Source organism: Psychrobacter sp. SWN149 (genome assembly GCF_015864565.1).
GTDB lineage: Bacteria > Pseudomonadota > Gammaproteobacteria > Pseudomonadales > Moraxellaceae > Psychrobacter.
Genome location: NZ_JADYWX010000008.1, coordinates 98,080 through 118,709, shown reverse-complemented (window position 1 = coordinate 118,709; position 20,630 = coordinate 98,080). Strand labels below are relative to the sequence as shown.

Below are 20,630 nucleotides of genomic sequence, written 5' to 3'. Positions count from 1 at the left end.
CAAATAACACTTTATACCGATTGTTTTTCTTATAGGTGAGGCATATAATCACACAAAAATCGTAATAGTTATCATTTGCACGAATGCAAATAACTAAGGACTCTCTATGAGTGTGACAATTACATCTTCTTATCCTACCTCAACTCACTCTCCTACTCTTTCAGATCAAAACCTATCACCTTTGTGCTCATTATTAGACCTCAATAAACGTCAACCTGCCATAATTGAAGATATTGTTGCCAATAAACGGTTTGGCGAGATAGATGGTGCTATCAGCCAAAGACTCAAAGACTTAGGATTCTTGCCCAATACGTTGATTCATATTGTTGCCAAAGGACTCTTTGGTAAGCCGCCTTATGCTGTACAGCTGAGTACAGGTGCTCAGTTTAGCTTACGCGCTGATGAGCTGATTAAAATTAGATGCCGAGTGATATCGTCAGTATAAAGATAAGCGATAGTCTTGCACTGATTGCTCGATACTGACCTACTTTATCCAACCTCCCCATATAAATCTCCAGAAGTGATGCATAAGCCTATGTCCTCTTCATTATCCTTTTCAGTACCAATCGATCAAGTAACAGAGCGTACAATGCCTATCACGTTGGCGTTAGTTGGTGCACCCAACTGCGGTAAAACGGCGACCTTTAACGTGCTGACAGGTTCTAAAGCCAAAGTCGCTAACTATTCTGGTGTCACCGTTGATAAGCGCAGTGCTGCGCTGCTTGGACATTCTAATGTCAATATTTTAGACTTGCCTGGTACCTATAGTCTGAAGACCGCCAGCTTAGATGAGGAAGTCACTCGCAAAGTCCTATTTGGTCAAATGCCTGGTGAATCTGTCCCTGATGGCATCATCTTTGTAGCAGATGCGACCAACCTACGCATGTCATTAAGAATGCTACTTGAGCTAAAAAACTTAGGCTTACCCATTATTGTCGCACTCAATTTGAGTGATGTGGCGCATAGTCGCGGGCTCGTAGTAGAAGCATCAGTATTGTCAGAGGAGCTCGGTGTACCCTTTGCCAAGACTGTTGCTATCAAGCGTAAGGGCTGTGATCAGCTACTAGCCTTGGCTAGCGATCTGATTGATTATATTGGTAATAGTGATAAACCCATTCATTTCTTTGGTGGTGATAGCGACACGCATATCATGTATCAACAAGCGGATGATATTTTGAGCCGAGCGGTCACGAGTGCACAACGTTTACCAAAGTGGCATGAACGTTTAGATCAGCTGACATTACACCCTGTCATAGGGGTTGTTATTTTGTTGACGATTCTTTTTGTCATTTTTCAGGCAGTCTATGCATGGGCTGCACCTTTGATGGATGGCATTGAATGGCTGGTTGGTAGCGTAGGCATGCTGCTGATGCAATGGCTACCAGATGGTATCTTACAGAGTCTCATCGTAGATGGCATCGTGGCTGGTGTGGGTAGCGTCATCGTATTCATACCTCAAATCACGCTGCTGTTTTTGTTCTTATTAATATTAGAAGACTCAGGATATCTACCGCGCGCAGCGTTTTTGTTAGATAACTTACTCGCAAAAGTGGGGCTATCTGGACGCTCATTTATTCCACTGCTTTCAGGGTTTGCTTGCGCTGTACCAGCTGTTATGTCGACTCGTACGATTCCGAGCCATAAAGAGCGCTTAATGGCGATTGCTGTCCTACCCATGTTGACTTGCTCGGCTCGTCTACCGATTTATGCGCTCATCATTGCAGCGGTTATACCGAGCCAAACAGTGCTCGGTGTATTCAATCTGCAGGGCATCACCTTATTTACATTGTACGTGGTTGGCACTTGCTCAGCGGCATTTGTCTCATGGTTATTTAAGTGCTTTCATAATGCCAAGTCAGAATCATCTGCTTTTCCCTTGTTGATGGAGCTGCCTACTTATCGCATGCCCAATGTTAAGCATATCGCTGGTGAGCTTTGGGATAAGGTGAATGCCTTCTTAAGAAGAGCAGGTACGGTTATTTTCACTCTATCCGTGGTGCTATGGGCATTGGTTACCTTTCCATCTGCACCTGCTAATGCAACTGGCCCTGCTATTGATTATAGCTTTGCTGGCATGCTTGGGCATTTGATTGAGCCTATTTTTGCACCTATTGGTTTTACGTGGCAGATGTGTATTTCTTTGATTCCAGGACTGGCCGCTAGAGAAGTCGTCGTAGCAGCGCTCGGTACAGTCTACGCGGTGGGTAGCGTTGGTGATGAAGCGATCAACCAAACCTTGATTCCTATCATCCATGCTCAATGGGGTCTGGCCACTGCATTCTCATTCTTAGCGTTTTATGTGTATGCCCCCATGTGTTTGGCCACACTTGCTGTGATTCGCCGTGAGACCAAGTCTTTTAAGCAGACCTTTGCCATTACGGCCTATCTATTTGTCTTGGCTTATTTAATGGCTTGGGTTGTTTACCGAATCACTGGAAGTATTTTTGGATTTTAATAAACTCATGAAGGAGTTAACAATGAATACAGCGGTAGAATACCTCATCGTTTTTATGATCGTAGCGGCCTGTTTCTATTATGTATGGACAAAGATTGTATTCAAGAAGTCAACAGGGTGCTCGGGCTGCAAAAAATGCAAGTAGCAACCAGTAGCCAAAACCCTTAGCTATAGTAACAACCTACAATATTAGGGCGTGTCATCAATTAGATTGTGAGACTTAAAATGAGAAAAATTGTAGATAAACAAGGAAGGAATTGCCGTTAATATGAACATATTGACAAAATTTCTGACGATGTTTAGCAAAATTTAGCCATTTTAAGGCCACTAAATGTATTAATGTGCTAATTGATGACACACCCTAGGGCTTATTCTCATATAAAAAAATGCCAAACCCTGATATGGGTTTGGCGTTTTTTATAGGCTCAACCATCAATAGACAGCGTGACAGGCTCTAACAGTCTACCCCTTCTAGACCTAACAAGAATCTCTTTTTATCCAATCCTCCAGTATAACCGCCAAGCGTGCCATCGCTCGCAATGACTCGGTGACACGGAACAATAATACTAAAAGGGTTTTTGCCATTGGCCTGCGCAACCGCGCGAAACCCTTTTGGACTGTCCACACGCTTTGCTAATGTGGCATAGCTAATCGTTTCGCCATAGTTGATGTCTTGCAATGCTTGCCATACTCTTTGCTGGAAATCAGTGCCCATAGAAAAATCTAGAGGCAAATCCAACGTCTTACGTTTACCATCAGCATAATCTTTGAGCTGGAAAATGGCTTCTATTAATAATGCTTGAGCAGCATCATTCATGCTTAGGCTATTACTGTCTATAAACGTAAAGTCCTGATCTACTAGACCATAATACTTTTTAAGTTTAGGCACAGATTTTGAGCTGTGCCATGAGTTACCTGCCAGCAGCCAATTGGCTTCAACGAGCCTAGGGTGACCATGCTCATCGACACGGGCGATTAGCGTTAATCGATGTGATCCAAAGGCTGCTGTGGTAACTATCATGGCTTCTACTTCCAAATTATCTTAAAAATGATTTACCAGCTGAAACTGGCTATCTTATTCTTTATCATCGGTCTCAAATAAGGCGGCGACAAACTGCTTCGGACTGAAAGATCGTAAGTCATCAATCGATTCACCCACACCAATATAGCGAATAGGCACGTCAGTCGTTTCAGCGATATTAAATACCACACCACCTTTAGCCGTACCGTCTAGCTTTGTAATAGTAATACCTGTCAGCGGCACAACCTTATTAAACAGCTCAACTTGATTGATAGCGTTTTGACCTGTGCCAGCATCAAGCACAATCATACCTTCATGCGGCGCGCTCGGATCAGCTTTGCGCATCACACGGACGACTTTCTCTAACTCTGCCATCAGATGTGTTTTGTTTTGTAGGCGACCTGCAGTATCAGCGATGAGTACATCGATGTTTTTTGCTTTAGCAGACTGCATGGCATCAAAAATGACAGACGCACTATCAGAGCCATGACCTTGCGCCACCACTGGGATATGATTACGCTCACCCCAGATCTGTAGCTGCTCGGTAGCTGCCGCACGGAACGTATCGCCAGCAGCTAGCATGACTGATTTGCCTTCACCTTGCAGGCGTTTGGCAAGCTTACCAATCGTTGTGGTTTTGCCCACACCATTGACGCCTACGACTAATATAACAAATGGTTTTTTGCTGGTGTCAATCACCAGAGGCGCAACTTTTGGTGTGAGGATATCAACCAGCTCACTTTGCAATGCTTTATATAGTGAGTGTGCATAAATCAAATCACCACGGGCGGTCTGCTCGGTGAGGCTCTTAATAATACGATTGGTCGCGTTGACACCAATATCAGCCACCAATAGCTGATCTTCGACTTCTTCTAATAGCTCATCATCGATCTCTTTACCACCGATAAGAATGCTGACCATACCTTCGGCTAAGTTCTTACGTGACTTACTTAGCCCTGTCTTCATACGGTTAAACCAGCTACCCTTCTTTTTATTTTCTTGAGTCTCTTGTGACTCTACTGCCGGCTCTTTTGGAGTAGCCGTTTGCGCATCATTGCTCGCAACTGGACTCACGCTTGGCGTATCCCCTAATTGCGCTTGCAGTGGCATGGTCGGCGCAGTATTGGCTTTGCTCGTAGCGTCTGCTTCTTTGGCGTTTGAGAAACTTTCGGAGTTACCTTTAGGTACGTTATGTTCTTCTGTCATGACAATCGGCGTCGCCAAAGCAATATTCTCTGCTGCATCATTGCTTGAGACGTCTTGATTTACCGTACTGTCTTTTTGTGGCGCGACATTCTCAGCATCATCAATGATGGGCACAGATTGCACCGGTAGACTGGGTAAGGTAATATCGTCGTCATCTAAGTCATCAAGACCATCATCTAGGTTGATGACCACACGATTGCTATTGTTTTGGTTATTCATAAGTTTGCCCTAAAAATTATCACTATCAATTATTTGTTTATTATCAATGGATTTGTAGATTGTCATGAGCTTGCCGGTGACATGACAATTCGTTTTAGCCCATTTTAGCATAATTCAAGTCGTGCTCAGCCCCTACCATTATAGACTAGGGCGCGTCCTCATTTTAAAAATGGTGATAAAAATGAGATAAATGGCAGTCAAACAAGGAAAATAGCGCAGATATTAGTCAGCTATTTGATGCTGTTTGGCAAGATTTAGCCATTTTTAATCCATTTAGATGACCATCGATTGAATTGAGGACATGCCCTAGCATCAAAATTTGTCCGCTCAAAAAATTGCTAAATGATTTGAGAAAGTCTTGCTTAAGGTTTGGACACAAAAATCTGACCCGCAATAGACTGAACTTAACTTAATCTATGAAGCTATATTTATAGAAATTATTAGGAATCACTCATGAAAGTATTATCAAGCCATAGCAAAAGACTTACCGCGATTAGTATGCCTATGCTAATGACAGCGATTGTGCTGTTTACAACCGGTTGCAGTACCACGCAAGAGTTTAGACCGACCGCTAGTGTCTTGGTTGGCGCGCAAACCTCTTTGTAATACCTTTTATTGCTATCATCAATATTTTAAGTCATTGTTTATATAAGCAGACCATACCATGTCATTGTCCCTACCACTCTATGCTACTCCTTTACGCATTGCCTATGCCTTAGCATTAGCCACCACTCTTAGCGCCTGTCAGACCACGACGACCACGAAACAATCTCATTCTGCTACGGCAGCTAAAAGCACAGTAGCAGAGGCACCAGCTAAAAGTGTTTCGAATGAACGCAGCACAAGCGCAGAGGCTCAGCCATCATCATTGGCAATGGACATGTCGGGTCGACATGAATATCAGTTAGAAAATGGTCTAAAAATCGTCATAAAAGAAGATCACCGTGCCCCAGTCGCCATGACCCAGATCTGGTATCGGGTAGGTTCAGCAGATGAGCCACTTGATAAGGGCGGTATCTCTCACTTGCTCGAGCATATGATGTTCAAGGGTACAACGAATGTATCAAGTGATGATTATGAGCGGCTCATTGCTAAATTTGGCGGAGTAAACAACGCGTTTACCAGTTATGACTATACTGGTTACTACGAGCTCTTCCCAGCCAATCGAATGCCTCTAGCGCTAGAGCTTGAGGCAGATCGCATGAAAAACCTCACTTTTAATGATAAAGAATTTGCCAAAGAACACCAAGTCGTTATGGAGGAACGTCGTCAACGTACAGACGATAACCCTCTCGCCAAAGCCTATGAGTCATTTCGATTACTCGCACTGCCTAACAGTCCAAAAGGTGAGTCTGTCATCGGACCTATGAACGAGCTGCAATCCATCACGTTGCCAGACTTAAAGGACTGGTACAAAACATGGTATGCGCCAAACAATGCCACCTTGGTGATCGTGGGTGATGTACAACCTGAAGAAGTATTGACTCAAGTCAAACGATACTTTGGTGAGCTTGCGCCAAGTAACCTACCCAAACGTGCCGCTGTCAGTCAAAAAGGCTTTCGCGGTTATCAAAAAGTAGACTCGGAACAAGCGGTACAGGTGCCTGTTCTACTTATGGGTTACAACGTACCGAGCCTTATCACGGCGGGAGCCAATGATACGAAACAAGCGTATGCCTTGTCGTTGGCGCAAGACGTACTCGATGGCGGTCTATCTGCACGTTTAGAGAGTCGCCTGATACGTGAGCAAGGCCTACTAACGACCGTTGGTACTTCTTATGACTTGCTTGATCGTGGCGATGGGCTGTTTTTGATTCAAGCAACACCGCGCGAAGGTGTCAGCTTAGAACAAGCACAACAAGCCATCACATTAGAGATAGAGAAACTTAAAACAGATCCTATTGCCGCAGACGAAATCAGCCGTGCGAAAACCAACGCGGTCACGGGTCTGGTCTATGCGCAGGACAGCATGGAAGGACAAGCCCGCATGATTGGCTCATTACAGTCTATCGGTCTAGATGATAGGCTACTTGCTACGCTACCGACCAAACTCGATGATATCAGTGTGGCTGACATTCAATCTGCTAGCAAAAAATACTTGGTTAAGGATAACTTGACGGTAATGCATATCGTGCCACCCAAAGAAAACACAGCAAAAGTAAAATAGCTGTCATCTATTATCAGACGTCTAATAAAAATGACGATAAAACCGCATTCTCAATAAGAAGAAAATCATGACTCAGAATCATTATGGTGTGAAAACAAGATCAGCCGCTTCAAATGTTGCCCGACTGACCCAAAAAAACAGCACTATCTCCTTTAAAAAGTTATCTGTTCTTAGTACTGGTGTCTTTTTTGCCTTGAGTTTATCGATGAATACGGCTCAAGCAGACATTGCTAGTGCTGAAGACGCTCGTGCGCCTTCCATCGTCGATACGAGTGCGCCCATTGCTGCTTTATCTACACTGACCAGCATTGATGATAGCAAGCCTCTAAAAGTCACGGTACCAAACATTCAATCCTTTGAAACCAAAGCTGGCGTCACTGTACTTTTTGTACAGACCACGGCGCTGCCAATCGTTGATATTGACCTACGCTTTAATGCTGGTAGCGCGCGCGACGACAGCATTAGAAAAGACGGTTTTGGTATTGCCAATATGACCGCGACCATGCTTGAACAAGGCTCAAAGAGCCTAGATGAAAATGCATTCACTCGTGCCGTTGAAACATTAGGCATCAACCTAAGCAGTAGCGCGTACAAAGACATGTTTATCGTCTCCTTACGCAGTCTGTCTGATGACAAACATCTATTACCTGCTATTGATTTAATGACCCAAATGGTGAATGAACCTGCATTCAACAAAGAGGTGCTAGCCCGTAATAAAGCAAGGTTACTGGTCGGCTTACAGCAGCAAAAACAAGACCCTAACAGCCTTGCCAGCATTGCTTTTGATAATGCTTTATATGGTAGCCATCCTTATGCGCATCCATCCGTCGGTACACTAGAGAGCGTCCCTACTATTGAGCAGCAACACCTGATAGATTTTAAGAATCGCTATTTGGTTGCAGCCAATGCTTCACTCTCTATGACTGGTAATCTGACATTGCAGCAAGCAAAAAAAATGGCTGAAGACATCACCGATCAACTGCCTGCGGGTCAAATAGCTGCCAAATTACCTGAGCCTGCACCATTAACCCAAGCAAAACATATCCATATCCCATTTCCAAGCACTCAGACTACTGTACTGATGGGACAACTGGGCAGTCAGCGAGCGACTGATCCAATCGCTCAGCAGCAGCAGACCAACTTTGCGGTGGGTAATGAAGTGATGGCGGGTGGTGACTTCAATGCTCGATTAATGACTGAAATTAGACAGAACTTGGGATATACCTATGGGATTTCAGGTTCGATGAGCCCGATGTTGGCGCGAGGCCCTTATCAAATTGGGTTCTCGACACGTAATGATAAAGCGCGTGCCGCCATCGATGCCAGCTTGGACGTCATCAATAAAACGTTAGCAACTGGTATCACCAAAGATGAGATGCGCCTGACGACAGACAATCTTAAAAATAGCTTTCCGATGGGATTTTCGAGTAATGCAGGAATCAATGGGCTACTGGCAATGATGAATTTTTATCAGCTACCTACCAGCTATCTGGCAGATTATACTGATCGTATCGATCAAGTCACGCTTACAGGGGTTAATAATACCCTGCGCAGTACGCTACAGCCTGATAATTTTTTGATTGTGACCGTGGGTCAAGAAGATCCTTGGACAAAAAAGACGTCGGCAAAAAATTCAAACAAATAATAAATCACTAATAATGGGTATCGCAAACCAACTCGATGCAGGATAAGTGTCAGTAGGTCATGCTGTTCATGTTGACACTAATCATCATTAGCAAACTTGATACATTACGATATTTGTCAGTCATAGGCTATCAGGCGTTTTCAAGTCACTGTCTTTTAGTTGACCACTAAAGACAATGGCTACTATTATAAATACTGTTTATCAGATAACTTGATGGCAACATCATAGGTAAGTGATTCAGGCTTGTGCGTTGCACCGTTGTAGCTCAGTCGAACGACATGCTTATCATATGACGTTACCTGATAATTGCCATTGGCAAAATTATGCAGCGCCGGCACGATGAGTAAGGTTTCTATTTGACTATTATCAACTTTGACAGAAAGCTCTTGACCCTCTTCTGGATATAAAAAATAATCACAGTAATCATTTACCATGACTTCAGAGATACGCTCAATCGTTTGACTTCTTTGCTCATCTTGTAGCAATTTTGGACAGACATCAGAGCGTTTTGAGGCCAAACGAGCATAAGAATTTTTGATGCTTTCTTCTATATTGGCAGAGCTCTGTATGTTTGCGTCTAAATGTTGAATGGAAGGATCTGTGACTAGCGCGCTGTTATCAGTAGATGCCTCTGAGCTACAGCCACTCATAGATAGCATAGACAAAAACGCCGCTCCTAACAAAGCACTGTTTATGACATGTGAACGCGGCACATGTTGGGGGATTTTATCTCGCTTGCTGTATCGGACCGGATGATAATTTTTCATAGATTTCGCTTACCATAAACGTGGACATATTCCTTTACGTACGTCAAGGATACAAAGGTAAAGAATGATCTTAGGCTATTAAAGCACACTTTCTCTAATTCTAAACAAATTTTCAGTGAACTTGTGTGTTCAACTCTGTATTTTACCTTTTTTTTAACCATTATCAAGTAGGTAGGTATATTATATTCAAAATATGGCATTTATATGAATGCCTACTACTTAGCTGTTACCACCTTGATTTTGATCAAATTATTTTCATTTACCAAGTATCTACTCGCTTGCTAAGCTACTGCCTACGTGCTACTCAGATTGATTGACGATAGTCGGTTTAGTAGCGGCAAGAAGAGCTGCTACTGGCATGATTAAAACCCCATTTACGATAGCCGTCTGTGTCTAGATGAATGGCACCCGTCGCATATAGACCTAGGCCAAAATTATAAGGCTGTCCTTGATATTGCCAAAATTGACATAGACCGTCTTGCATCGTGCTCAGACGCCATGAGTTGTCTTCGTACTCTGGCACCCAAATATCGATGGCACTTGCATTCATATGTTTACTACTATCAGCGCCGCCTGCACATTGATTGAGTCCAGGACTGCGATATACTGAGCGTATCTCACTGCTCAGTGGCAAAATTCCTTGGTTTTTGAGTTCGCTATACAAGCGTAAAGTGGGTACAACATTCTGCCACAGCTCTTGCGGTGGTAACTGATAGGGCTCGTAACCACACTTATCCCAACTGCGCGCAGTGCTCAATAATTGCTCCAGCGGTGGTACGTTCTGTACCCCAATTCGTGATCCGAGATAACGTTGATATTCTGAGACTTGTTGAGCACGGTAGCTATTACTGTTCAACCATGCGGTAAAGTTCATATCCATAGCATCGCTCTGAGTACGGTTATAGGTATTATTTGGCGTACTGTAGCTGCCATTATTACTATAAACCGTATTATAAGTAGGTGCTCGTCTCACGATGTTGACACGCTTATTCTCTTCGATGGACAAACGAGCATCAATCTCAAAATCGCGCTGTTTTTGCACAATTAAGCTTTGCATACTATCGCCACTAGCAGTATTTGTGTCGCTCAGTGTAGTGGTCGCCGCGCGCGGATTTGAGGAGTTACTGGGTAAGCTAATATAAGCATTACTGCCTTGACGTATTTGAATACGGCGTTCAGTATGGTCACTGATGAGATCAGCATGAGCAGAGATACTGCTCGCGCACACAACGAATGTGATAATAGGCTGAGTGATGTACCTACGGGCATGGATTTTTGACTTTATCATTGCAAGAGACTACCGCTAAAAACGTTTTATCGATACTATCAAATTTTTATCAAGCAGGCTAAACTATCGCCTATAATCAGAGGCCTAATATTCGTAATTAACACTTATCCTCATTATGGTTATAATCATGTGACTTTATTACCTGAGCGTGAACCATCTGCTTATTTTATTGTCTATGCACTTTTATTTGACTCATTGTAGCCTTCTAATTTCTGATGGTATTTGCATGACAACGCTCATTGATACCGCATTTTCAGATCGCGCGCTTCTCTTACACCAACTGCCAGCCAAACTCTGCCTATGTCATCTAACCCGCAATATCGTTTTTCACGCCAAAGCCATCACTTAGGCCAAGGTCATGCGCCAACACTTTGGCAACGTATCCATATTGATCCATGGTTGACCCTACTCCTGCTGACCGTTTGTTGCATTGGTTTGACTATTCTATACAGTGCCGCTAGTCAAGATATTGGTATGGTCATACGTCAGATGGTCAGCTATGGTGTGGCATTTGTCGTTATGTTTATCATGGCACAGATACCGCCAAGCCTGTATCGTAGCTTTACGCCCATATTTTATGTGCTAGGACTTATCCTGTTAATATTGGTCGACATCATTGGTGAAGTGCGTATGGGGGCTCAGCGTTGGATTAACTTACCTGGATTCGGTAGCGTCCAGCCTTCAGAATTTATGAAGCTTGGTATGCCCATGATGTGTGCTTGGTTTTTGTCAAAACGTGATTTGCCGCCATCAGCCTCTAGTATCGCGATCACTTTGGCATTGATTGTCGTACCCGTATTATTGATTGCCAAAGAACCAGATCTTGGTACCTCATTACTGGTTGCTGCGAGCGGCATGTTCGTCTTATTTTTGGCAGGACTGTCTTGGCGTTTGATTTCTGCTGCTGTCATTTTAGCAATACCTTTTGTCGCTTTTGCATGGAATTTTTTATTGCATGACTATCAGCGTACGCGTGTTCTTACCCTACTCAACCCCGAGGCTGACATACAAGGTGCTGGATGGAATATCATTCAGTCAAAAACGGCCATTGGATCAGGTGGCCTGACGGGTAAAGGATATTTGGAAGGCACACAGTCACATCTGCATTTTTTACCAGAAGGTCATACCGATTTTATCATTGCCGCTTTTTCCGAAGAGTTCGGTCTATTTGGCGTGATGCTTCTCATGTTTATTTATTCTTGTCTGTTGACACGTGCATTATATATTGCGATCACACATCCTGATATTTATAGCAGGTTATTGGCTGGTGCAATTTCTATGTCTTTCTTTGTTTACATCTTTGTCAATGTTGGGATGGTTGGTGGTATTTTGCCTGTGGTTGGTGTTCCATTACCGTTCATTAGCTATGGTGGTACTGCTATCGTGACGCTCATGGCAGGGTTTGGTTTGCTCATGTCTATTCACACCCATAAATCGGGCTGACCCTATATAGGGCACATTATAAAGCCACCCTGAGCAAGAACTTTGCTCCAATATTGTTCCTTATGTGCCCTAAAATAGCCTGTGAAAATTCTGAGTCAGAATAGAATTTGAACCACATTCATCTCATTCATATCTTGTTACTTTTAACAAATACTACATAATCTGCCTTACGCATCACTCTCATTGTAGTCACAAAGCTGACATAAGTAATTGTTATTTAATTGCTTATGTCTCAATTTTATCGAAGATAAACTACTTATCCTTTAGTGATTGTCAATCCTAGCTGAAATATTTTATTCCTTGTTTTTTACAAAAAATTGCGTTAACCTCTTTTAACTGTACATTGATACACAACCCGTACACAGTCACTAATAAACTTTGCACTTAATTATATTTTGGTTGTAGCTTGGCCGTATAGTTAGCATCTTGTAGATTTCACGCTTTCAAATTCACTACTTAATTAACGGTTTAATAACAAAGCATTACTTTAGACGATTAATTACATAGTGTAGATAGCGGGTTTATTGAATACTTGATAAATACAACATATTCAGTAAATCGTACAGTGACACTGGTACTCGATTTTTATTCTAAAGCAAAATATTAGATGAATGTCGCTAACGATCATTTGAGGGTATCACCAGTAATTTTGGCCGTTATGCCTATTGCTTGTGATAATAAAATGAACACTATCATAGATTGAAACCTATAGAGACCTTTGTATTAATCCCCAAAAAAATAAAAGATTAATATAAATGCTCTAAAGTCTGTGCCACTACTGGATTGATCCAATATTGTCACATTCTATCTGAAGTTTTAGCATTAGGTTTTGATGTATAAGTTATAGAGGTATTTATGAATAAGCGTTTATCTGGTTTACTTACAATGTCAGCAGTTTTGTTTGCTGGCTCTGCAGTTGTTACAAATGCAAACGCTGTAGAAGCAAAAACCTCCCTTGCGATCATGTCGCAAGACAACGCTTCCCATATCGACCGTGTACTGGGTGAGCTTAGCCGTCAACATGACGGTGCATCTAGCTTGGTTAAATCAGCTCGTCAACCGACATCTCTTGCACTTAATAGCTCTTTGCTCGCTAGTGATACCTCACAAGTGAGTAATGATGAAGATGTATTAGAACGCCTAACAGCAGTCGCTTCTAATTCAGTGAGCAAGTTTAAGCAGACAGGTCTTGCCTCTTGGTATGGTCGTAAATTCCATGGTCGTAAAACAGCCAGTGGTGAAACCTTTGATATGAACGGTTTGACAGCAGCGCATCGCTCACTACCGTTGAACTGCTATGTAAAAGTAACCAATAAGACCAATGGTAAGAGTGTCGTGGTAAAAGTAAATGATCGTGGTCCATTCCATGGTAACCGTGTATTAGACTTGTCTTACGGTGCTGCTAAACGTTTGGGCATCACAAGCAAAGGTGTTGGCAACGTCGCGATTGAGCGTGTTTCAGGACCTTAATCCTAGGCTTAATATATAAATACTCAGAGCGCCACCTCGCTAGAGTAAAATAAATATGACACCATAAAAAGCGCCTAACTCACTGGTAGTTAGGCGCTTTTTTTGGCTGAATTTAATGCTGCTCAGTATAGCTACATTTATTGTGCATTAAGGAAAAACATTACAGAATCAATCATTCAATTTAAAAACAATACCATGCTTTTGGGATAAATTTTACGAAGCCTCTGGAGTGTAAAGCGCACAGCAAGAGAGTAAAATTTATCCTAGCAGAACGCTATTTCTAACGTACCTCTTTTAAACTGAATCAACTATAGCTCAAACGCACTTTCAATCGCCTCATCAAGACGCTCGACCGCGATTACATTGATTCCCTTAAACTGAGGTGCATCCTTAGCAGGTGCATTGGCCTTTGGAATAATCGCGTGTTTGAACCCATGCTTCATTGCTTCTTTTAGGCGCTCTTGACCATTAGGTACTGGACGAATTTCACCAGATAAACCCACTTCGCCAAACACAGCCAATGATGAGGGCAGTGCTCGCTCCTTAATACTTGACGCGCACGCCAATAGCACGGCCAAGTCAGATCCAGTTTCTATGACTTTTACACCGCCGACCACATTGACATAGACGTCCTGCCCACTGGTATGAATACCGCCATGACGGTGCATGACTGCCAATAGCATCGACAAGCGCTGAAAGTCGAGGCCCAATGCCATACGTCTGGGCGAGCCTTGAGAGTCATCAACCAAAGCCTGCACTTCGACCAATAAGGGACGCGTCCCTTCACGACTGACCATCACCACAGATCCTGCAACAGGCTTATCATAACGACTCAAAAATATCGCTGATGGATTGGCAACTTCCTTTAGACCCATATCGGTCATGCCAAAAATTCCCAACTCATTGACCGCCCCAAAGCGGTTTTTGACTGCTCGAATCATTCGAAATTTAGAGTCTGACTGGCCTTCAAAATACAGTACCGTGTCAACCATATGCTCAAGCACGCGGGGCCCTGCTAAGGTACCTTCTTTGGTCACATGACCGACCAAAAACAGAGCGGTGCCGGTTTGCTTCGCGTAACGCGTCAAAATCGCCGCTGATTCTCTGATCTGGCTGACACCGCCCGGTGCAGAATTGATAGCATCGGTGTAGATAGTTTGAATAGAGTCAATAATGGCAATGGCTGGCTGCTCTTGAGTCAATGCCGCACAGATGGTTTCCACATTGGTCTCAGCTAGCACCCTGAGCCTATCAGCAGGCAAATCTAAGCGCTTAGCTCGCATCGCCACCTGTGCAAGCGATTCCTCACCAGTTACATACAGAGCACTCCCTGCCAGCGAGTCTGCCCGTGCCATGTTAGTCGCTGTCTGCAATAGAATAGTCGATTTACCAATACCCGGGTCACCACCGATCAACACCACAGACCCGGCCACTAAACCGCCACCAAGCACACGGTCAAACTCACCAATGCCTGTTGGCAAGCGCGTGTCCAATCCTATGCTGACCGCATTGAGCGGCATAACCGCACTATGTGTACCTGCATAGTTACCAGCTGGCGTGCCACCTGATGCGCGAGGTGCTGCTCGATTTGCGGCGGGCTTAGAAGCGGTTTTGTTATGATGCGGCATACTGACGTTGGGGGCTTCGACCAAACTGTTCCATTCACCGCAATCTGTACACTGCCCTGCCCATTTACCAAAATGCGCGCCGCAATGCTGACAGACATAACTGCTTTTATTTTTTGCCATGACTTATGAGCCTTATTCAGATGATCAGTCGAGAATAATGAATAGAATATGATTATTTTTGTGAGAGCAAATTGATATGAGAGCGAATGTAAGAGTGCTGATGATGAGCAGTCAGCCATTAGTATGACAGGCTATCTTTTAGATAAAGGAGTATATTCTGACTGGCTTTATGCATTTATCGCAACTATAAAGCCAGCAGTCAGTATATATATGAGAAAAATTCAACAGTATTTCTGGATTATACTTGGAAATCTTTACCTAAGTAGACAGATTTTACCAAATCATTTTCCAAGACTTCAGATGAGGTGCCTTCAGCAATGATAGCGCCTTCTGAGACGATATAGGCTTTTTCACAGATAGCCAAAGTGTCACGAACATTATGGTCAGTGATCAACACCCCAATACCGCGGTTTTTTAGCGTCAAGATAACATCTTTGATATCGCCAACAGAGATGGGATCAACCCCAGCAAAAGGCTCATCTAACAATATAAATTTAGGGTCGGCTGCTAACGCACGTGCGATTTCACAGCGACGACGCTCACCGCCCGAGACACTCATACCAAGTGAGCGGCGTACATGTTCTAAATGGAACTCACCGATCAATTTTTCAAGCTCTTGCTGCTGTTCAGCTTTGCTCAATTCTGTACGGGTCTGCAAAATAGCTAAAATATTATCTTCGATAGACAACTTACGAAAAATCGATGCTTCTTGCGGCAAATACCCAATACCTGCACGAGCACGCTCATGCATGGCATATTTGGACAAGTCCATTTTTCCTAGCGTGACACGGCCTTTGTCCATATTGACTAGACCAACTACCATATAAAAACTGGTCGTCTTACCCGCACCATTAGGGCCTAGCAATCCAACGACTTGCCCTTGGTCAACAGAGAACGAAACGTCTTTGACCACCCAACGCTTACCATAGCGCTTGCCCAAATTTTGCATTGTCAGTCGAGCGACAGGCGCTGTGTTAGCACTTGACACCAATGGATCTATGTTTTGATTATCGCTCATAACTTACTCTTACTTTCACAAAATTTAGGCACTATTAAAAAAACACACGCCTCTACTATAGACTGATGACTAGATTAGCGCACACCACTCTGGCTGTTGCTGCTACTAGGCGGAAATACCAACTCTACTCGCTGATTACCACCAGCAGTGGCTTCTACATCACCTGCTTTTAGGCTATAGCGAATCACATTACCCGCAAAGCTTGCACCGTTTTGAACCAGCTTGGCGTTTCCTGTTAAAGTAATGATGCCAGATACTGCATTGTAATCAATTTTATTGGCTTGGCCTTTTGCTAAGCCTTTTTCTTGAGTCACGATTTGCTGCATGGTAGCTGGACGACCTGTCGCTACAGCAGAATTGATACTACGCTGCTGCGATAGATTGACCGTGATATTGTCGGCCGTCATTTTAAAGGTACCCTGAGTAATAACAACACCACCTGAGTAACTTGTGATACCTGTACGCTCGCTGTAAGTGGCCTTGTCCGCTAGCAATTTTATTTGTTGATTGGCATCTGACGGTAATGCATGACTATACAATGGCAATGCGATTAGCAGACCCACTGGCAAAGCACGTAATGTGGTTAAGCTCGGTGCGGCTTGACCCAAACGTACTGCTAATGAGCGCAAAGTAGGCAAAAATTTAGGTTTCATATAAATGACTCGTTTCATAATTGGTGATAGGATTTGCAAACTTCATGCTAATGGTGGTTATGTCATATAACAGATAAAAGAGATCTTGGTTAATCCTAGTTTTTGGTTAAAACAATGCTTTGTCTTGACGATCAGCAGGCATAAAATCGACGGCAACTTGACCAAACTCATACTCTCCTGTCTCAAGATTGGCAGTCATGCTAGAGGCTTCGAACCGGTTCATCCCTTGCTCAATCTTCACAGGTGCTTCACTATATACTTTACCTGACTTTGTATTGCCTTTCAGAGCGCTACCAGTTACTTTTATTGGTTCCACATCAGGCTTGTCTTTATTGCCTTCACTGACGAGCGTAAAACCTCCCGACAAACTGAGCTCTCCTGTCTCCTGACTGATAGCAGCACTACCGGCCTGAATACGGTAGCGCTGTTCTGGTGAAGGCTCCCAATTCATAGTAATGCCTGACATTTCATCCTCATTGGTCTCAGGATTGTGCGTCAAAGAATCCGCCGTTAGCTCATACTCAGTTTCGCCTTGATCGTTTGTTTGAACGGCTTTTATGTCCGTGGCCTCATAATCAACATCAGTACTCTCGATATTGACTGGCGGTGTCACGTCTCCTTGCTGCTGAAAGAACCAACCAGCAATCCCTGCAATGATTAATGCGAGTACAATTAAAACACGTGTGTTCACGATAGTTTATCCTAGTTTGGGGTCTCATCCAGTGTATAGTGCGAGATAAAGTCTTGATATTCTCCGTGACCTTTTAAGATAAGGTCACATACCTCACGTACCGCGCCAGTGCCACCTGCACGAGTGGTCACCATATGGCTGCGCTTGATCACTTCTGCATGAGCATTAGGCACTGTGGCCGCAAACCCCACTGTTTGCATCGCTTTAATATCTGGTAAATCGTCACCCATATACGCACAATCAGCAGCGCTAATATTGAGCGCCGGATCAAGAGAGGATAATAGCTCATTCAATGCGACAAGCTTATCATCACGTCCTTGTACTACATAGTTAACACCCATCTCGAGGGCACGTTTATCTACCATAGCACTGCTACGACCAGTAATAATCGCGGTCAAAATACCATAACGAGCCAGTGATTTGACACCCACGCCATCATGTACCGAAAATGCTTTGGTCTCAATACCGTTGGCATCATAAATGATTTGACCATTGGATAAAATACCATCGACATCCATAACCAATAGCTTTACTTGTCCTGCTTTTTTTATCAAATCTTGCATGAGTTATCTCTTATTATAGGCTGGTAGTCTGAGTGGTATCTGCTCGTAATTTATCATTCAACCATGAATAATACTCTAACGGTTAGAGCGTATTGAACATTTAGTAATCTCAAGCAGACGCTATTTTACGCCAGCTTGTAGCAAATCATGAACCGTAATAATGGCTTCTAGACGATCTTCATTATCAATAATCAATAGCTGACTGATACCATTTTCATTCATCACACTTAGCGCATCTGAGGCGCGCATGGTTTTACTGATACTGCGTGGATTTCTGACCATGACCTCACCCATCGTTGTCTGCAGATCGATCCCTTTTTCTAAGCCACGGCGCAAATCACCATCGGTAAACACGCCAACCACTTTATCAGTATCGTCGGTCACTACCGTCATACCTAGGCGCCCAGCAGACATGGTAAACAAAGCTTGTTGCAGGGGCGCTTGCTGATGAATTAAAGGCAGATCATCTGATTGGGTGTGCATGAGATCTTCGACACGAGTGAGTAGCTGACGCCCTAATGCACCGGCCGGATGTGAGAGTGCAAAGTCTTCAGAGGTGAAGTTGCGTGCATGCACAAGCGCAACTGCCAACGCATCGCCAAGTGCCAAGGTCGCCGTCGTGCTTGACGTGGGTGCAAGATTGAGCGGGCAAGCTTCTTGTGACTGACCAAGCGTCAACACGATATCTGCGGCCCGTGGCAACATGCCACGCTTATCACGACTGATACTGATCAGTGGAATTTGCAGATGCTTGACCACTGGTAACAGCATCTTAATCTCATCCGACTCACCAGAGTTTGAGATCGCAAGTAGTACGTCGCCTTTCACTAGCATGCCCAAATCGCCATGCCCAGCCTCACCTGGATGCATAAAGAAAGCTGGCGTACCAGTCGATGCAAAAGTCGCTGCTATCTTGCGTCCGATTAATCCTGATTTACCCATACCAGTGACGACCACTCGACCCTTGCAAGCCAAAATAATATCGCAGGCCTGCGCAAACCGATCATCTATCTGCTCAGTCAATAATGCCAATGCAGATATTTCAGTATTAATGGCCTCTATAGCGGTGGTAATAAATTGCTCATGGGTTAGGTTGTTTTTAGTATCACTCATGAATGTGCTCTATTTTTATAATGAATCCAGTATTTTACTATACTATGCTTCATATTATTTTATATTGTTTCATATAAACAACCATCTACAGCCATGCTTTCTACTGCCATATTTTGATTGTTGTTTGATACGCTTATTGCTGACAATATATATGAATCTATACAAAAAAACCCACTGTATCAGTAGGTCTTAATCAAATATATCAATGCTATCATCTTAGACAATACAGTTGCCACATGCCATTATCTAGTTGTCACCGTCATTAGACCCATCATTTGGCTTAGCTTCGAAACCCGCTCCATCTGCTGGCATATCAAAACCACGATCTTGACCGAAACCACCACGCTCAAAACCACGATCTTGACCTTGGCCAAAGCTACCACGTTCAAATCCGCGCTCTTGACGCTCTTGACCTTGGCTAAAGCCGCCGCGATTGAAGCCACTACGATTAGAGGCAAAACCACGTTCTTCAAACCCGCCAGCAGCTGCTGGGTTGCCACCACGTTCAAAACCGCCACCTTGGTAACCAGTTGGCGGAGTGCTTTGAGATTGAGGCGTACTGCCAGTCGCTGTTGTGCTACTACGTGGGTTACGGGCTGGTACTACAGTTGAGATGGCATGTTTGTAAACCATTTGACTAACGGTGTTTTTGAGAAGTACCACATACTGATCAAATGATTCAATTTGGCCTTGTAATTTAATACCATTGACCAAGAAAATAGAGACAGGAATGCGATCTTTGCGCAGCGAGTTCAAGAACGGATCTTGTAAAGTTTGTCCTTTCGACATGAAATCTCTCCTAAATATTATATAATTATGTTTTAAGTGCCAATTATTTTACGTGTTAATTTAATTATAATGGCTAAAAGGTAGATACAATAATATGTTTTATTTATAAAACGTATCTAAACGGATATTCGCTGATGTTAAGTAATTCCACTTTATCGCGAATACATTATTATTGTAAATAATTAAGTAACTACTTGTTTCATTGATTGTTATTTAACAAAATAAATCAATACTTGTTGAGAAAATCACTATATCAATGTCTATCTATTCTATATAGATACGCTCTTGCAGTATTAAGCCTACTATTTCAGCAGTTTTAAATTATAGCAGTTATCTATGCGATATTTTGAAACTAATTGTGATTACTGTTTTCA

General features: G+C 43.2%; 17 protein-coding genes and 1 pseudogene. 7 read left to right on the top strand and 11 right to left on the bottom strand.

Features of this window, described 5'->3' with window-relative positions; translation table 11 throughout:
• The first annotated feature begins 106 nt into the window (after positions 1-106).
• Entirely contained in the window at positions 107-445 is a 339-nt protein-coding gene (locus I6E86_RS12755) for a FeoA family protein (protein ID WP_197177774.1), read from the top strand.
• Positions 446-589: 144 nt separating this feature from the next.
• The gene (gene feoB / locus I6E86_RS12750; protein ID WP_197177792.1) at positions 590-2,455 is read left to right on the top strand and encodes a ferrous iron transport protein B; all 1,866 of its coding nucleotides are present in this window, start codon (positions 590-592) and stop codon (positions 2,453-2,455) included.
• Positions 2,456-2,909: 454 nt separating this feature from the next.
• On the opposite strand, the gene I6E86_RS12745 is transcribed toward feoB, so the two are convergent.
• Together I6E86_RS12745 and ftsY are read right to left on the bottom strand one after the other, a co-directional pair.
• Positions 2,910-3,476, bottom strand: a complete 567-nt coding sequence (locus I6E86_RS12745) for a methylated-DNA--[protein]-cysteine S-methyltransferase (RefSeq protein WP_197177773.1) — start codon at positions 3,474-3,476, stop codon at positions 2,910-2,912.
• A 54-nt stretch (positions 3,477-3,530) separates the two neighbouring features.
• Entirely contained in the window at positions 3,531-4,442 is a 912-nt protein-coding gene (ftsY, locus tag I6E86_RS12740; protein ID WP_320159125.1) for a signal recognition particle-docking protein FtsY, read from the bottom strand.
• A 912-nt stretch (positions 4,443-5,354) separates the two neighbouring features.
• Between ftsY and I6E86_RS12735 the strand changes: the two genes are divergently transcribed.
• From I6E86_RS12735 to I6E86_RS12725, 3 genes are all read left to right on the top strand, one after another.
• Positions 5,355-5,507, top strand: a complete 153-nt coding sequence (locus I6E86_RS12735; RefSeq protein ID WP_197177772.1) for a hypothetical protein — start codon at positions 5,355-5,357, stop codon at positions 5,505-5,507.
• 58 nt (positions 5,508-5,565) lie between these two features.
• Positions 5,566-7,068 (top strand): M16 family metallopeptidase, encoded by a 1,503-nt coding sequence (locus I6E86_RS12730; protein WP_197177771.1) that lies wholly within the window; start codon positions 5,566-5,568, stop codon positions 7,066-7,068.
• A gap of 67 nt (positions 7,069-7,135) precedes the next feature.
• Positions 7,136-8,713, top strand: a complete 1,578-nt coding sequence (locus I6E86_RS12725) for a M16 family metallopeptidase (protein ID WP_197177770.1) — start codon at positions 7,136-7,138, stop codon at positions 8,711-8,713.
• Between the two features lie 185 nt (positions 8,714-8,898).
• On the opposite strand, the gene I6E86_RS12720 is transcribed toward I6E86_RS12725, so the two are convergent.
• Both I6E86_RS12720 and I6E86_RS12715 read right to left on the bottom strand, forming a co-directional pair.
• A complete protein-coding gene (locus I6E86_RS12720; RefSeq protein ID WP_197177769.1) occupies positions 8,899-9,378 on the bottom strand; it encodes a hypothetical protein in 480 nt (159 codons plus the stop codon).
• Positions 9,379-9,808: 430 nt separating this feature from the next.
• A complete protein-coding gene (locus tag I6E86_RS12715; protein ID WP_197177768.1) occupies positions 9,809-10,768 on the bottom strand; it encodes a D-Ala-D-Ala carboxypeptidase family metallohydrolase in 960 nt (319 codons plus the stop codon).
• Between the two features lie 300 nt (positions 10,769-11,068).
• On the opposite strand from I6E86_RS12715, the gene rodA reads away from it, so the two are divergent.
• Together rodA and I6E86_RS13900 are read left to right on the top strand one after the other, a co-directional pair.
• The gene (rodA, locus tag I6E86_RS12710; RefSeq protein ID WP_194364262.1) at positions 11,069-12,211 is read left to right on the top strand and encodes a rod shape-determining protein RodA; all 1,143 of its coding nucleotides are present in this window, start codon (positions 11,069-11,071) and stop codon (positions 12,209-12,211) included.
• A gap of 1,128 nt (positions 12,212-13,339) precedes the next feature.
• Positions 13,340-13,681, top strand: a pseudogene (locus I6E86_RS13900) (septal ring lytic transglycosylase RlpA family protein); the annotation flags it as partial.
• A 308-nt stretch (positions 13,682-13,989) separates the two neighbouring features.
• Here the strand turns inward: I6E86_RS13900 and radA are convergent.
• From radA to hfq, 7 genes are all read right to left on the bottom strand, one after another.
• Entirely contained in the window at positions 13,990-15,429 is a 1,440-nt protein-coding gene (gene radA, locus I6E86_RS12700; RefSeq protein ID WP_197177766.1) for a DNA repair protein RadA, read from the bottom strand.
• A gap of 238 nt (positions 15,430-15,667) precedes the next feature.
• The gene (gene lptB, locus I6E86_RS12695) at positions 15,668-16,447 is read right to left on the bottom strand and encodes an LPS export ABC transporter ATP-binding protein (RefSeq protein ID WP_197177765.1); all 780 of its coding nucleotides are present in this window, start codon (positions 16,445-16,447) and stop codon (positions 15,668-15,670) included.
• Between the two features lie 74 nt (positions 16,448-16,521).
• The gene (gene lptA, locus I6E86_RS12690) at positions 16,522-17,100 is read right to left on the bottom strand and encodes a lipopolysaccharide transport periplasmic protein LptA (protein ID WP_197177764.1); all 579 of its coding nucleotides are present in this window, start codon (positions 17,098-17,100) and stop codon (positions 16,522-16,524) included.
• Positions 17,101-17,206: 106 nt separating this feature from the next.
• The gene (gene lptC, locus I6E86_RS12685) at positions 17,207-17,791 is read right to left on the bottom strand and encodes an LPS export ABC transporter periplasmic protein LptC (protein ID WP_197177763.1); all 585 of its coding nucleotides are present in this window, start codon (positions 17,789-17,791) and stop codon (positions 17,207-17,209) included.
• Between the two features lie 11 nt (positions 17,792-17,802).
• Positions 17,803-18,354 carry a KdsC family phosphatase gene (locus tag I6E86_RS12680; protein WP_194364256.1) on the bottom strand — a complete coding sequence of 184 codons (552 nt, stop codon included), beginning with the start codon at positions 18,352-18,354 and terminating at the stop codon, positions 17,803-17,805.
• Positions 18,355-18,474: 120 nt separating this feature from the next.
• Positions 18,475-19,467 carry a KpsF/GutQ family sugar-phosphate isomerase gene (locus tag I6E86_RS12675; protein ID WP_194364255.1) on the bottom strand — a complete coding sequence of 331 codons (993 nt, stop codon included), beginning with the start codon at positions 19,465-19,467 and terminating at the stop codon, positions 18,475-18,477.
• 246 nt (positions 19,468-19,713) lie between these two features.
• Positions 19,714-20,256: an RNA chaperone Hfq gene (gene hfq / locus I6E86_RS12670; protein ID WP_194364254.1), complete on the bottom strand. Its 543-nt coding sequence runs from the start codon at positions 20,254-20,256 to the stop codon at positions 19,714-19,716.
• Positions 20,257-20,630 lie beyond the last annotated feature (374 nt).

Bases quoted from the DNA above. Each gene is read 5' to 3' on its own strand.
- I6E86_RS12755 (WP_197177774.1), top strand. From the start codon at position 107: ATGAGTGTGACAATTACATCTTCTTATCCTACCTCAACTCACTCTCCT.
- feoB (WP_197177792.1), top strand. From the start codon at position 590: ATGCCTATCACGTTGGCGTTAGTTGGTGCACCCAACTGCGGTAAAACG.
- I6E86_RS12745 (WP_197177773.1), bottom strand. From the start codon at position 3,476: ATGATAGTTACCACAGCAGCCTTTGGATCACATCGATTAACGCTAATC.
- ftsY (WP_320159125.1), bottom strand. From the start codon at position 4,442: ATGAAGACAGGGCTAAGTAAGTCACGTAAGAACTTAGCCGAAGGTATG.
- I6E86_RS12735 (WP_197177772.1), top strand. From the start codon at position 5,355: ATGAAAGTATTATCAAGCCATAGCAAAAGACTTACCGCGATTAGTATG.
- I6E86_RS12730 (WP_197177771.1), top strand. From the start codon at position 5,566: ATGTCATTGTCCCTACCACTCTATGCTACTCCTTTACGCATTGCCTAT.
- I6E86_RS12725 (WP_197177770.1), top strand. From the start codon at position 7,136: ATGACTCAGAATCATTATGGTGTGAAAACAAGATCAGCCGCTTCAAAT.
- I6E86_RS12715 (WP_197177768.1), bottom strand. From the start codon at position 10,768: ATGATAAAGTCAAAAATCCATGCCCGTAGGTACATCACTCAGCCTATT.
- rodA (WP_194364262.1), top strand. From the start codon at position 11,069: ATGTCATCTAACCCGCAATATCGTTTTTCACGCCAAAGCCATCACTTA.
- radA (WP_197177766.1), bottom strand. From the start codon at position 15,429: ATGGCAAAAAATAAAAGCAGTTATGTCTGTCAGCATTGCGGCGCGCAT.
- lptB (WP_197177765.1), bottom strand. From the start codon at position 16,447: ATGAGCGATAATCAAAACATAGATCCATTGGTGTCAAGTGCTAACACA.
- lptA (WP_197177764.1), bottom strand. From the start codon at position 17,100: ATGAAACCTAAATTTTTGCCTACTTTGCGCTCATTAGCAGTACGTTTG.
- I6E86_RS12680 (WP_194364256.1), bottom strand. From the start codon at position 18,354: ATGCAAGATTTGATAAAAAAAGCAGGACAAGTAAAGCTATTGGTTATG.
- I6E86_RS12675 (WP_194364255.1), bottom strand. From the start codon at position 19,467: ATGAGTGATACTAAAAACAACCTAACCCATGAGCAATTTATTACCACC.
- hfq (WP_194364254.1), bottom strand. From the start codon at position 20,256: ATGTCGAAAGGACAAACTTTACAAGATCCGTTCTTGAACTCGCTGCGC.